Origin of the sequence: Aeromonas popoffii (genome assembly GCF_000820025.1) — a bacterium.
In the GTDB taxonomy this organism is placed as follows: Bacteria; Pseudomonadota; Gammaproteobacteria; order Enterobacterales; family Aeromonadaceae; genus Aeromonas; species Aeromonas popoffii.
In genome coordinates, this window is sequence record NZ_CDBI01000055.1 from 42590 (window position 1) to 55915 (window position 13326).

The 13326-nt window shown below is 61.4% G+C and carries 9 protein-coding genes; 8 read left to right on the plus strand and 1 reads right to left on the minus strand.

Annotation, left to right across the window (positions count from 1 at the left end; all coding sequences use genetic code 11):
- Window positions 1-2: 2 nt before the first annotated feature.
- The 3 genes from BN1129_RS10705 to BN1129_RS10715 all read left to right on the plus strand — a co-directional run bounded on the left by BN1129_RS10705 (window position 3) and on the right by BN1129_RS10715 (window position 6578).
- A complete protein-coding gene (locus tag BN1129_RS10705; protein WP_042036388.1) occupies window positions 3-1715 on the plus strand; it encodes a PglL family O-oligosaccharyltransferase in 1713 nt (570 codons plus the stop codon).
- Window positions 1716-1868: 153 nt separating this feature from the next.
- Entirely contained in the window at window positions 1869-2522 is a 654-nt protein-coding gene (locus BN1129_RS10710; protein ID WP_042036390.1) for a YceH family protein, read from the plus strand.
- Between the two features lie 213 nt (window positions 2523-2735).
- Window positions 2736-6578 (plus strand): DEAD/DEAH box helicase, encoded by a 3843-nt coding sequence (locus BN1129_RS10715; RefSeq protein WP_042036393.1) that lies wholly within the window; start codon window positions 2736-2738, stop codon window positions 6576-6578.
- A 176-nt stretch (window positions 6579-6754) separates the two neighbouring features.
- Here BN1129_RS10715 and BN1129_RS10720 read toward each other — a convergent pair whose 3' ends face one another.
- On the minus strand, window positions 6755-7648 hold the full coding sequence (locus BN1129_RS10720; protein WP_042036395.1) for a DNA replication terminus site-binding protein: 894 nt from the start codon (window positions 7646-7648) through the stop codon (window positions 6755-6757).
- A gap of 521 nt (window positions 7649-8169) precedes the next feature.
- Here BN1129_RS10720 and BN1129_RS10725 point away from each other — a divergent pair.
- The 5 genes from BN1129_RS10725 to BN1129_RS10745 all read left to right on the plus strand — a co-directional run bounded on the left by BN1129_RS10725 (window position 8170) and on the right by BN1129_RS10745 (window position 13206).
- Window positions 8170-8379: a DUF1127 domain-containing protein gene (locus BN1129_RS10725; RefSeq protein WP_042036623.1), complete on the plus strand. Its 210-nt coding sequence runs from the start codon at window positions 8170-8172 to the stop codon at window positions 8377-8379.
- Between the two features lie 278 nt (window positions 8380-8657).
- A complete protein-coding gene (gene astE, locus BN1129_RS10730; RefSeq protein WP_042036398.1) occupies window positions 8658-9683 on the plus strand; it encodes a succinylglutamate desuccinylase in 1026 nt (341 codons plus the stop codon).
- 268 nt (window positions 9684-9951) lie between these two features.
- Window positions 9952-11046, plus strand: a complete 1095-nt coding sequence (gene pdhA, locus BN1129_RS10735; RefSeq protein ID WP_042036400.1) for a pyruvate dehydrogenase (acetyl-transferring) E1 component subunit alpha — start codon at window positions 9952-9954, stop codon at window positions 11044-11046.
- Window positions 11047-11125: 79 nt separating this feature from the next.
- Window positions 11126-12109, plus strand: coding sequence for an alpha-ketoacid dehydrogenase subunit beta (locus BN1129_RS10740; protein WP_042036401.1), 984 nt, complete (start codon window positions 11126-11128; stop codon window positions 12107-12109).
- The gene (locus tag BN1129_RS10745; RefSeq protein ID WP_042036404.1) at window positions 12106-13206 is read left to right on the plus strand and encodes a dihydrolipoamide acetyltransferase family protein; all 1101 of its coding nucleotides are present in this window, start codon (window positions 12106-12108) and stop codon (window positions 13204-13206) included. The genes BN1129_RS10740 and BN1129_RS10745 overlap by 4 nt, the downstream gene beginning before the upstream one ends.
- The last annotated feature ends 120 nt before the right edge of the window (window positions 13207-13326 follow it).

Here is a 13326-nt window from a genome sequence, read left to right on the forward strand (position 1 = left end):
GGATGACAACAAGGATCTTTGGTATGGTCAGCGTGCTTTATTGGCTGCTGGCCATGCATTTCTTCATGCACAACCCCGGTGGGGCCGGGCTCTATTTGCCATTCAATGCCTGGGGCTGGATCTTCGCGAGCCTCGCCATTGGCCTGGGGTTGTGGCAGGTGACGCTGCAACAGCGGCTGGTGTTCTCGTCATTGCAGGCCTGGTTATGGCTTGGCGGAGGCTTGCTGTTGCTGCCGATGGCCTATCCCGGCTTCCAGCTCAAGGACTATGCCATTCCCCGGCTGCTGGGGTTGTTTGCCGGTCTGCTGTTTCTGTTTTGTCTGTACCAGTGGCAGCTGGTTCGCGCATCCCGCGACCGGCTGCTCTATTTGCTGTTGGGGGCTGTGGCCATCGAGGCGCTGCTGGGCTTGGTGCAGTACTACCTGCTGACCCCGGGCAACTGGCTCGGTTATAACACCCTTGCCAATCGCCCTTACGGTATTTTTCAGCAGCCCAATGTGATGGCGACCTTTATGGCGACCGGACTTGCTCTTGCCATCTGGTTGGAGCTACGCGGCAATGCCAATGCCTGGCTACGAGGGCTGCGTTATGGGGTGATCCTGGCGGCCAGCCTGTTGTTGGTGGTATTGCAATCCCGGGTGGGGCAACTGGGTGGCTTGCTGGCCCTGATCTTGCTCGCACCGCAGTTGCGTCATCAGCATCAACTGGCCCGTATTCTTGGCCTGGTTGCGCTCGGCATTGTGCTGGGGCTGGTGTCACAATACGGCATCAGTGGCGTCAAGCGCGGGCTTGAGGTGTATCAATCCGGTGGCATGCGCTCCGTCTACTGGCCCTATGCTGCCAGGTTGATTGCGCAATCCCCCTTGGCTGGCTGGGGCTACGGCAGCTTTGAGACCACCTTCCTGCATCACTACATGGCCGACAAGGCGCTGAACCCGGCCATGGTGCAGATTGAATATAACCTCGATCACCCCCACAACGAGTTTCTCTACTGGGCGGTGGAAGGGGGGCTGGCCCCCATGATTGGCATGGTGCTGATGGTGGGCGCCCTGCTATGGCGGCTGAGTCGGGCCGGTTGGGTCAAGGGGACGGCGCTGTTGGCGCTGGTGATCCCCATACTGCTGCACACCCAGACCGAGTATCCGCTCTATCATGCCATTGCCCTGTGGTGGGCCCTGCTGCTGTTGATCCATGTGCTGGATGCGGAGGTGGAGGAGGGGCTGCAAGCCTCGGGCCGTGCCAGCTGGCGCGAGTATGTCTATCGCCCCTGGCTGTTGCTGCGTTTCGTGGCCATCACCATTCCTCTGCTGGTCGTGCCCTTCATGCTCACCGCCATTCATACTGCCTGGGTGGTGACCAAGTATGAGCGTGGTGGCTACAAGGAGCCGACCCTGTTGCTCGACATCGTCAATCCCATGGCCTGGTTGACCCGGGTGGAGTTTGACGTGAACTCGGTGCGACTCATGGTGGGCTTGCAGGCCGATAACAAGGGGGAGCTTGAAGCCTATCTCGACTGGGGCCAGGCCTTTGTGCGTCACACGCCCAGAGCGAATATTTACGCGAACATGGTGATCGCGCTCGGCGCGCTGGGACGCCAAGAGGAGGCGCAGGCACTGCGAGCGCAGGCCCTGATGCTCTATCCGGGTGATCCCTTGCTAACCGGCTCGGCCGCCACATCCGTGGCCACGGCGCTGGAGCGCAAGCCCTCCTCCTGATGTTGGGGGGCGGTGCAACGCGGGGCGGCCAGGTTGGGTGATGTTTCATCAACCGCCTCACCGCTTCGCAAAAATGGTTGCCTCTGCTGGACGGCCCGGGCGCCATGGCTAAGATAGTGGCCTCAACATCTTGTTTTAGAAAGGGAGTATGAAATGGAGTTAGTGCTAGGCCCATTGGAAGCCCGAGTGATCGGTGCTCTGATCGAGAAAGAGATCTGCACGCCGGATCAATACCCCCTCTCCCTCAATGCCCTGGTCAATGCCTGCAATCAGAAGAGCAACCGCGAGCCGGTCCTGGAGCTCTGTGAGCTGGATATCCGCGCCGTGGTGGATGAGCTGATCCGCAAGCGTCTGGTAGTCAACACCGCCGGTTTCAATGCCCGGGTGCCCCGTTACCAGCATCGCTTCTGCAATACCGAGTTCGGCACCCTCAAATTCAGCGCACAGGAGCTCGGTATCGTCTGCGAGCTGCTGCTGCGCGGCCCGCAGACACCCGGTGAGTTGCGCTCTCGCACCAACCGCCTGTGCAGCTTCGATGATGTCACTCAGGTGGATGCGGCGCTGGCTGCCCTGATTGAGCAGGGGCCCTATGTGGTCAAGTTGCCCCGCGAACCGGGCAAGCGTGAATCTCGCTATGCCCACCTGTTCAGTGGCGAGGTGGATCTGCAGACGCTGGCCGAGGCATCCCCTGTTAGCAGCTATGCCTCCCCGGCGGTGGACAGATTGAGCGCGCTGGAGGCGGAGGTCGAAACCCTCAAGGCCCAGTTACAGGCGCTGGAAGCCCGTCTGGCGCAGCTGGAAGGCTGATACGTCGGCACGTTTCCCCCTAAAGAGGCGCTGAGGCGCCTTTTTTATTGCCATTTCGCCGAGGTTTCCGCCTCTTGCCATCCCTTGGCGCTCAGCCCTGAGCGCTGCGTTCTATGAGCCAGTCGGCTTTTTTTGAGTTATTTCACGGTTAAGGGTCGAGCCGCCGCCGCTTTCCCGTTAAAATTCCGCTTTTGCACCTGCCCGTGAGTCTTGATGTCTGCGTTCACCCTCTCTTCCGATTGTTATGCCCTGCTCAGTGAGCTGCAGTTGCAGCGCACCGCCAGTACCCGCTATTTGCAAGAACAACTGCAAGCACAGCAGCCGATCGGGCGGGCTTTGACCGACAAGCTGAGCCAGTTGCAGTTGCAGGGGCTGGTGCGGCTGCGCGGGGAGCAGCAGTGGAGTCTGACGGCAGAGGGAACCCTGGCGCTGATCCTGGCGGTGCGCTCGGGAGCCTGCCCCATGCCGAACTGGGCACGGGTGCCCTCGGTGACCGGTCAGGAGATGGCCCAGGCGCTGGTGCGCGAGCTCTGCCTTGGGGAGGCGGGTCAGGTGCCGACCTACTACCTCGCGGCCGATCTGCTGAGCCTGCTCGACGTGCCCGAGGCCCATCGCCTGCTGCCGGGCTCCAGCCCGCAATGGCAGCAACTGATGCTGATGCACTTCTCCCTGCAAACCTTGCTCGATGCTGAACCGGGCGAGCAGTGGCCGCTGACATCGGTCGCCTGCGCTTGTGCCCCCGAGCTGACCCGCGTGAGTGAAGGGTTCGCATCCGAGTGGCAATGGCTCTGTGGCGACCTTGCCGGTGAGGTAACCACTCACTGGCCCGCCTTGCAGCAGTTGGCGGAGCAGGGGGCAGAACAACCCCTTGCCGAGCGGCTGCTCGGTGCTCTGGGGCAGTGGCAGGCGCAAGGCGATCAGGGCCAATGGCCACTGATGTTCGGCGGCCTGCTCTGGCTCGGCTGGTTGCAACAAGCTGACCCCGTGATTGCCAGCGAGCAGCGCAAAAAATGGCAGCGCAGCCTGGGTAACCAGTTTCCGCTGCTGGCGGATCTGCTGGGCCAGTGGGCTGGTGATCGCCACGGCCAGGCGGTCGGCCTGTTCGATACCCTGCAACTGCCGCTGGAGGAGTTGCACTGGGGTTACCTCTGGCTCGATCTCTGCGCCCTTGCCCGGCACGGTGAGCAGAGCCCCCAGGTTGCCATCCTGCACAAGTGGGATCTCTCCCACGTGCTGGAGGCCGATCCCCATCACAGGCTGATGGCCTTCTGTCAGGATCTGCTGCGGCTCTTGCTGGGGTTGGGGGCGCAGCGTGCACCGCTGCAACAGCTGCGTACCGCCAACGGGGAGGAAGAGACAGACGAACAGGACGGGGAGGACAAAACACCCGCCTCTGCCAGCTGGCTCAACTGGTTGCAGGGGTTGGGACGCTCCAGCGGCGTGCGCAAGGCGCAGGAGCGGCTGGTGTGGCTGCTGCATGCCGAAGGGCCCGAGCTGGAGTGCAAGATCCAGAAGCAGAGCACCAAGGGGGAGTGGACCGCCGGCCGTCGGGTCGATCCTGCGCTGCTCTCCACCCAGTATGCCGCTCTGCTCGACGAAGAGGACTGGGCGCTGGTGCGCACCCTGCCCAGGGTCATGGGCCACTTGCCGCGAGATGCCTGGGTGCCGCTGGCCAATCATCCGCGTCTGTTCAATGCCAAGGGACAAAAGCTGCAATTGGCCATCAGTGCCCCCCTGCTGCAGATTGTCACCCTTGAGCAGGGCATGGGCGCCGTGCTGAGCCCGGCCGCCGCTGCGCGCGGGGCCCATATACTGCCGCTGGCGCAGGACTTGTGGCAGCTTATCCTCACCCCCCAGGCGCTGCTCGATCGGCTGCCCGCGCTGGAATCCATTCCTCCCTTGTCGAAAGAGGGCGTAGGTGAGCTGCAACGTACCCTGGATGCCATCCCGGATCTGCCTTGGCACAGCCAGGTGGCTGGCCTGACAGGCAATGCCGAACTGGCTCCCTGGCCCGGTGTTCCCTCGGTTCAGCTGGATTGGCAGGATGGCCAGCTGGCGGTCAGGCTGGTGACCCGCCAGGGCGAGTTGCCGCCACTGCCCCTTGGCAAGGGGGAGGCCATAGTACGGCAGGGGATCAAGGATTATCACTACTGGCAGCGGGACCTTGCCGCCGAGAAGGGGCAGGCCCAGCAGCTGCGCCATTCGTTGCCCATAGGGCTGCCCGGCAGTGAGTGGCTACTTCAGGGGGAGCAGGCGCTGGCACTGGTCAACGCCCTGCCCGAGCTGGTGGATGCCGGTGTGGTCATTCACTGGCATCAGGACAGCGCCCGCCTCAAGAGTCTGGATGAAGCGGCCCTGAGCCTGCGCATCGAGCGGCGCCAGGACTGGTTCCAGGTGGAGGGGGCTCTGGCCCTTGATGAGCACCAGATCCTCGACCTGCGTCTCATCCTGCGCCAGATGACGCCGGGTCAGCGCACCGTCCAGCTCGACGAGAAGACCAGCCTGATGCTGAGCGACAAGCTGGTGGAGCGGCTCACCATGCTGGGCGCAATGTTGGATGAAGAGCAACGCATCAACAACAAGCTGGCCTATCCGCTCACCCGCTTGCTCTCCGTCATCACCACTGAGGGGGATGACGCCTGGCACTCCCTGCAACAGGAGTGGTTGCAGGAGGTGGAGTGTCCGGCCGAACTGTTGACCCCGCTGCGGGATTATCAGAAGGATGGGGTTCGCTGGCTGGCGACCCTGGCGCATCATGGCTTTGGCGCCTGTCTGGCCGATGATATGGGTCTGGGCAAGACCCTGCAGGCGCTCATCGTGCTGCGCATGCGTCAGCACCTGGGGCCGGCGCTGGTGGTGGTGCCAAAGTCAGTGGTCACCAACTGGCAGGAAGAGGTGGTGCGCTTCGCCCCCGAACTCGAGGTGGTGGTGTTCGAAAACCCCTCCGAGCGAGAAGGGGTGATCCGCGATGCCAAGGCCGGCCAGATTATCCTGATCAACTACGGCATGCTCGGCAGCTTGGCGGAGGCGCTCAAGTCCCGCCGCTGGTCGAGCATGGTGCTGGATGAGGCGCAGCAGATCAAGAATGCCGGCACCCAGCGCGCCAAGCTGCTGTTCCAGCTCGAAGGGGATTTTCGCCTTGCCCTCTCCGGCACGCCCATCGAGAACCACCTTGGGGAGCTGTGGAGCCTGTTTACCTTTATCAACCCGGGTCTGCTCGGCAGCCTGGGCGAGTTCAAGCGCCGCTTCGGCAAGGCGGTGAAGGATCCCCAGCACATGGCGCTGCTGCGGGCGGTGATCAGCCCCTTCATCCTGCGCCGTCTCAAGCAGCAGGTGCTGACCGAGTTGCCGGACAAGACCGAGATCATTCATCACATCAGCCTCTCTCCCGAGGAACGCCAGCTGTATGAGGCAACCCGGCGCGAGGTGGTGCAGCAGGTGCAAAGTGCCGATGGCCGCGCTCTTATGCACGTGCTGAGCGGCCTGACCCGGCTGCGCCGGCTCTGCTGCTCCCCCGAACTGGTGATGCCCGAGTGGTCCCAGACCAGCAGCAAGCTGGACGAGGCGATGGCCTTGCTGGACGAAGCGATCGGCAACGGTCATCGGGTGCTGGTGTTCAGCCAGTTCGTCGATCTGCTGAGCCTGCTGCGCGGGCGCATTGAACAGAAGAAATGGGATTACTGCTATCTGGATGGCGGCTGCTCCGCCAAGTCCCGCCAGGAGTCCATCCTGCGCTTCCGGCACGAGCCGGTGCCGCTGTTCCTCATCAGCCTCAAGGCGGGGGGCACCGGCCTCAACCTGACCCAGGCCGATACCGTGCTGCACCTGGATCCCTGGTGGAACCCGGCGGTAGAAGATCAGGCGAGCGATCGGGCCCACCGCATGGGGCAGACCCAGCCGGTCACTGTCTATCGGCTGGTGTGCGAGCAGACGGTGGAGGAGAAGATCGTCGCCCTGCACGACGAGAAGCGGGCGCTGGCCGATGGCCTGCTGAGCGGCCAGTCCGAAGTGCGCGGGCTGGATGTGGAGAGTCTGCGCGCTTTGCTGATGGGCTGATCAGGCTGATGTTGTGCACATAGAAGGGGGGATCGCCAGCAGGCGATCCCCCCTTCGTTTATGGCTGTGCCTGTGCAGGCGTGCCCGTCAAAGAGGCCAGGCCAGCGGCGGCGATGAATTGGCATCTTGCTGCGCCATCTGGAGAGGCTGGGCAAGGGGAGTCTGCTGACCCACGGCTACCCCTGATAGAGGTAGAGATGCAGCCGCTCTATGATGGGCTCACCGCCAATCTTGCGATCCCGCCGCGCTTGCCGCAGCTTGGGCGGGTAGTGGCCAAGGTGGGTGACGCCGGGCTGGGTGTCCGAGCAGAGCAGCAGGGGCAGGCTCGCCTTGAGCTGCTGCTTGCGGGGTTCCCGGTCCTGCCAGAGCAGGTTGATCATGGGGTGGGTCTTGACCGGTCGCCGGATCCTGAGCTCGGCATCGGCAGGCAGGCGGCGAAGGTCATAGACCTCCTGATCCACCATCTTGCTCCACTCCTCGTTGTTGGAGAGCGCCGGTATGTAGCGGCGGCTGCGCTCCAGCATCTCCAGCACCTGCTCCCGGCTGAGGCGATTGATGCTCTGCTTGTCGGCCCAGGTAAAGCCGAGAGAATGCAGCTCTCCCTCCAGCAGGGTCAGCTTGCGGTAGACCTGCAGGGTGATCACCCCGGGCAGGGCCCTGTGTACCAGCTCGAACTTCTCATCGCGCCCGCCGGCCTGTTGCACCAATGTCTTGAAAGCGAGTTTGCGGGCGTTGATCTCCTCGAGCAGTGGGCGCAGCTGGCTGGCACTGGCGGCAGAGAAGCGCAGCCAGCCCGGCAGGCGGTGGGTAGCCTTGGTGGAGCAGCCGGGGCGAGCGCTGTGATCCCGGTAGGCCACCAGGGTGGCCGCCAGCGCTTCCTCTCCGCCCAGATAGCCCACGTCTATCTGCTCGATGGGCTCGTGCTCCTGCCCTTGGGGTACGGCAGGAAGGGGATAGACGTGGGCCTCCAGCAAGGGGAGCTGCTCCAGTTGTCGGGCCAGGTGGGCCAGCGCCTCTTCGAGTGCGTCCATCTGTTGACGCAGGGCGGCAGTCGGCGTAAATGTGTCCATCGGCATGTCCTGTGGTCGCCCCTGTCACATCCTCTAAAGAGAGTTGGCAGGGGGTTGGCTGAACTACTGTATAAATAACCATACCAGCATGCCGGAAGTGCGCCAAGCGTCTCCTTAGCGGTGTGCTTGGCGAGGGCGAAAAGCGATAGCCGTTTGAGAGTGTTTTTTTGTATCTACTTGTTAAATAAGGATCAATAAAAGATCTCTTGATTAACAACTGGATGTAAACCCCAGGTTGTCTTCCTCGCTTCGGGAGCCCGTGACTGCATAGGCAAGACAAGAAACTGCATAGTTAGAGACATGCCATACAGGAGAATATGCTGTTGCGCTTTCAGGTGGAATAAAATGGTTATTTAATTTTTTAAAATCAATACCTTATGTTTTTTAGGCTGACGATATTCACTATTAGCTTTACTAATGTGTTGTATCAAAATTCGTCAATTGAGTCGCCCGTTCCTCCTGACTAAGCTTTGCGCAACAAATTCGCACCCCGCGCAGACATCATCAAGAGGAGCCACATCATGGCCAACATGGCTTATACCGAGGTAGGTTACCAGCATTCCAGCCAATCGAATCTGGTTGCTCGCGTCAAAATGACAGTGCTTACCTGGCTGGAACGCAGCCGCAGCCGTCGCCAGCTCTCCGAGTTGCCCGAGTACCTGCTCAAGGACATCGGCCTGAACGAATCTGATCGCTATCAAGAGACCACCAAGCCGTTTTGGCGTGGTTGATCAGCCGGGCATGGATGCCTCGTTTTTCTGCTTATCCTGATCTTCCTCTGTCTACCGGCCTGACGCCGGTGCGTGAATGACTGCCTGATATTTTCTCGTCCCTGTCGCTTGCTCTCCTCTTCTCGCCGTTCCCTCGTTTACCCCATGCCTTGCCGACTTGTCGTTATCTGTCGCCATATTTGTATCCTTACTGTTTGAATTTGTTTAAAAACTGATTTTAAGCCCTCACGCCTTGCGTATAATCCGCTCATAGCGTTCTTGACAAAAGGGTGAGATGGATGATTCCCCAGCATGACTTTTTGGCCCTGACTCGTCGCCATGAGTGGCAGCTTGAGCCCTTCACATTTGACCTGCCTGGTGGCACCCGGGTGAGCGTGTGGGATACAGGAGTGCTCTGCCTGGAGCCTGCGAAAGGGGGTGATGGGCAGTCGGGGGGGCGCAAGGACATAGTGCTCTCCTGCGGCATTCACGGCAACGAAACCGCCCCCATCGAGATCTGCAACCAGTTGCTGACCCGGCTGCTCAGCGGTGAGCTCAGCGCCCGTCATCGTGTGCTGTTCCTGTTTGGCAACCCGGCCGCCATGAACCTGGGATTGCGGGAGGTGGAGGAGAACATGAACCGGCTCTTTTCCGGTGCCCACAGCAAGGGGGAGGGGCTGTGCAATCAGGAGCGCATTCGCGCCATGCGCCTCGAGCAGTATGTGAGCCGCTTCTTTGCCGATCCGGCCCGGCCCCGTTATCACTACGATCTGCACACCGCCATTCGGGGTTCACGCCACGAGAAGTTTGCTGTCTACCCCTTCCCTCATGAGCGGCCGCACAGCAGGGAGCAGGTGCAGTTCCTCGGTGCTTGCGGGGTGCGCACCATACTGCTCTCCAGCGGCCCCACCACCACCTTTAGCTATTACAGCTCGCACCAGCATGGTGCCCATGCCTTCACGGTGGAGCTGGGCAAGGTGCGCCCGTTTGGTGAGAACGACATGACCCGCTTCATCGAGACCCGTCAGGCCCTGCAGGAGCTGGTGACTAAGGATGAGGTGGTGCTCGAGCCCTGGCGCGCGGATGACTTCACCCTTTTTGCCATCGACCGGGTGATTAACAAGCAATCGGCCCAGTTTCGTTTCCTGTTTGCCAGCGATGTGGACAATTTCACCGAGTTTCCCCAGGGATTTGTGCTGGCTGAGGATGGGGCGCTGCGCTACACGGTAGAAAAGACGCGGGAGGCAGTGGTCTTCCCCAACGCCAATGTGGCCATAGGTCAGCGCACCGTGCTGCTGGTGGTACCGACCCGCTTGTGGGAGTGAACTGATCCTTTCCTGCGCCCGCCACCTGCGTACCGTAGGGCCGGTGGCATCCATTCCGTGGGATTGATCCCGCACCAGCCCGAAAAGGGAGCCCAAAGCGGCTCCCTTTCTCGTCTCTGCTCAGCCGAAAAGTTCAGTGTCTTTCTGAAATTAAAGAAGTTTCTACTGGTCTTACCTGGTTAAATTATGTTGCTCTTTGGTTAACATGTTATTTACATTCTCAGGGTCACCTCATGGTGGTGACGTTAACAACGGCAAGGAGCCAGTTATGACCCATGTCGACATCCCTTTCCTTCGTTACCTCGATGAGGAAGGGCGCCCGGTCGCGACACTGCCGACCTGGCTGGACAAGGCGATACTGCACACCTTCTACCGCAACATGGTGATGGTGCGCAGCTATGACAAGAAAGCGATAGCGCTGCAGCGAACCGGCAAACTCGGCACGTTTCCCTCCCATCTGGGAGCCGAAGCGGTCGGGGTAGGCGTCGGTCTCGCCATGCAGGAGCAGGATGTCTACGTGCCTTACTACCGGGACATGCCCACCCTCTACGTGCGGGGCGTGCCCATGGAGAAAAACCTGCAATATTGGGGCGGGGACGAACGGGGTTGTGTCTTTTACAAGGCCGATGGCGAGCTGTCGGAGGACCTACCCATCTGCGTGCCCATCGCTACCCAGATCACCCATGCCGCCGGCATAGCGGCGGCCTTCAAGTTGCGCAACCAGCCTCGCGTTGCCGTGGTCACCATAGGTGACGGCGGCACCTCCAAGGGTGACTTCCTGGAGGGACTCAACTGCGCTGGAGTTTGGCATCTGCCCATGGTGATGATCATCAACAACAACCAGTGGGCCATTTCTGTGCCGCGCAAGTTGCAGTCGAGCGCCCCCACCCTGGCCCAGAAAGGGATGGGGGCCGGGGTGCGCAGCATTCAGGTTGACGGCAATGATGTGGTGGCCGTCTATGATGCCACCCGCATTGCCGTGGAGCGTGCGCGCGCCGGCAAGGGCCCGACCCTCATAGAGGCAATCAGCTATCGGCTGGGGGATCACACCACGGCCGACGATGCGACCCGCTATCGCGATGCCGCCGAAGTCGAGGCCGCCTGGGCCAAGGAGCCGGTCAAGCGGCTGCGCCAGTTCATGGCCGAGCAGGGTTGGTGGGATGAGCATCAGGAGCAGGCGCTGCTGGCCGAGGCGAGCCGGGAGGTTGATCGCGCCGTGGCTGCCTATGAAGGCACGGTCCCGCAGGCGCCGGAAACCCTGCTCGACTATCAGTTTGCCGAGTTACCCAAGGATTATCGCGGGCAGCGCCAGCGCATCATTGCCAAGGGCATGCAGCGCCACGCTGGGGAGGAACACTCATGATCGATGAGATGAGACTGCAGGATGCCATCAAGCCGGCGTGGTGTGGCGACATGGCACGCAATGGGAATGGGGAGGCAGCATGAGTGAAATGACACTGCTCGAGGCGATCAATCTGGCGCTGCATCACGAGATGGAGCATGACCCCGATGTGGTGGTGCTCGGTGAGGACGTGGGGGTCAACGGCGGGGTGTTTCGCGCCACCGTCGGCCTGCGCGACAAGTTTGGTTTCAAGCGGGTGATCGATACGCCGCTCGCCGAGGGGCTGATCGCCGGGGTGGCCGTCGGCATGGCGACCCAGGGGCTCAAGCCGGTGGCCGAGTTCCAGTTTCAGGGCTTCATCTTTCCCGGCATGGAGCAGATCATCTGCCAGGCGGCGCGGATGCGTAACCGCACCCGTGGCCGCCTCTCCTGTCCCATTGTTTACCGCTCTCCTTATGGCGCCGGTATCCACTCGCCGGAGCATCACAGCGAGAGCGTCGAAGCCCTGTTTGCCCATATTCCGGGGCTGCGGGTCGTGATCCCCTCCAGTCCGAGGCGGGCCTATGGCTTGCTGCTGTCGGCCATTCGCGACCCGGATCCCGTGATGTTCTTCGAGCCTGATCGTATCTATCGCTCCATGAAGTCGGATGTGGTGGATGACGGTGTCGGCCTGCCGCTGGACGTCTGCTTCACCCTGCGGCCGGGACGGGATATCACCATGGTTGCGTGGGGAGCCTGCATCCAGGAGGTGATGCGAGCAGCGAGCCTGCTGGCGGAACAGGATATCCAGTGTGAAGTGCTGGATCTCGCCACCATCAAACCCCTCGACATGGAGAGCATTCTGGCCTCGGTGCGCAAGACGGGCCGTCTGCTGGTGGTGCATGAGGCGTGCGGCAGCTTCGGCGTGGGCGCAGAGATAGTGGCGCGGGTTACCGAGGAGGCGTTGACCTCTCTCAAGGCACCGCCAAGGCGCCTTACCGGGGTGGATGCCGCCGTGCCCTACTACCGCAACGAAGAGTATTACCTCATCACCGAGCAGGATATCGCGGACGCGGCTCATCAGCTGATGGAGAAGTGGCTATGAAATTTTTCAAATTACCGGATCTGGGCGAAGGCTTGGCCGAGGCCGAGATAGTCGAATGGAAGGTGAGTGCCGGCGATACAGTGAGTGTCGATCAGGTGCTGTTGTCGGTAGAAACCGCCAAGGCACTGGTGGATGTGCCCTCGCCGGTGGCGGGGGTGATCGCCAGGTTGTGCGGGCAGGAGGGCGACATACTCCACATCGGTGCGCCGCTGGTGGAGTTCGAAGGTGGCGAGGATGACGGCACTGTGGTTGGCAAGGTCAGTGCTCATCAACAGCATATTGAGGATCACTTCGTGGTGGGTGCCATAGCCCCGGGTGGCAGCCTGGTGCAAGCCATGCCTGCCGTGCGCCTGCTGGCGCAAAAGTTGGGACTGGATATCGACCGGATCAAGGGCAGTGGCAGCGCCAGCATGGTGACAGAGCAGGATGTGCAGGAGGCATTCGAGGCTCTTCAAGGCAGCGGCAACGAATTCCTCAAGGGCTCGCGCCGTGCCATGGCCAAGGCGATGGAGCTCTCCCACCAGACCGTCGTGCCGGTCAGCATTACCGACGAGGTAGATCTGCGTCACTGGCGGCTGGATGAGGATGTGACGGTACGCCTCATCAAGGCCATTGGCGTTGCCTGTCGTGCAGAGCCCTCCATGAACGCCTGGTTTGACGGCGATACCCTCTCAAGGCGGCTGTTCAGCGAGGTCAACGTCGCCATCGCGGTGGACTCCCGGCATGGACTCTATGTGCCAGTGATGGAGAACGTGGCAGAGCGGGAGGGGGCGGACATCCGGCAGGGGCTGGATCGCATGATCGCCGATGTGAAAGCGCGTGCCGTGCCGCGGGAGATGCTGCAGGGAGCGACCATCACCCTCACCAACTTCGGTGCTATCGCCGGTCGCTATGCCAGCCCCATAGTGACGCCACCTCAGGTCGCCATCATTGGCGCCGGCAAGTTGTTCGAGAAGGTGGTGTTCATCCACGGAGAGGCTCGTCCGGTCAGGGCACTGCCATTGTCGATGACGTTTGACCACAGAGCTTGCACTGGCGGCGAGGCTGCACGCTTCCTCAAGATCCTGGTTCAGGCACTGGAAGCTCCCGCGCTATAAACCCTTGTGCCCTGCCGTCGGCAGGGCACAAATTTGTTTGCGTAATCCCCAAAGCCACGTATAATCTAAATCAGCTTGAAAGGGCGAAAGTTATGTCAATGAATATGATGTTTTACATCT

What these genes read in the sequence shown, in the direction of transcription:
- BN1129_RS10705 (WP_042036388.1), top strand. Translation starts at nt 3, where the DNA reads ATGACAACAAGGATCTTTGGTATGGTCAGCGTGCTTTATTGGCTGCTG.
- BN1129_RS10710 (WP_042036390.1), top strand. Translation starts at nt 1,869, where the DNA reads ATGGAGTTAGTGCTAGGCCCATTGGAAGCCCGAGTGATCGGTGCTCTG.
- BN1129_RS10715 (WP_042036393.1), top strand. Translation starts at nt 2,736, where the DNA reads ATGTCTGCGTTCACCCTCTCTTCCGATTGTTATGCCCTGCTCAGTGAG.
- BN1129_RS10720 (WP_042036395.1), bottom strand. Translation starts at nt 7,648, where the DNA reads ATGGACACATTTACGCCGACTGCCGCCCTGCGTCAACAGATGGACGCA.
- BN1129_RS10725 (WP_042036623.1), top strand. Translation starts at nt 8,170, where the DNA reads ATGGCCAACATGGCTTATACCGAGGTAGGTTACCAGCATTCCAGCCAA.
- astE (WP_042036398.1), top strand. Translation starts at nt 8,658, where the DNA reads ATGATTCCCCAGCATGACTTTTTGGCCCTGACTCGTCGCCATGAGTGG.
- pdhA (WP_042036400.1), top strand. Translation starts at nt 9,952, where the DNA reads ATGACCCATGTCGACATCCCTTTCCTTCGTTACCTCGATGAGGAAGGG.
- BN1129_RS10740 (WP_042036401.1), top strand. Translation starts at nt 11,126, where the DNA reads ATGAGTGAAATGACACTGCTCGAGGCGATCAATCTGGCGCTGCATCAC.
- BN1129_RS10745 (WP_042036404.1), top strand. Translation starts at nt 12,106, where the DNA reads ATGAAATTTTTCAAATTACCGGATCTGGGCGAAGGCTTGGCCGAGGCC.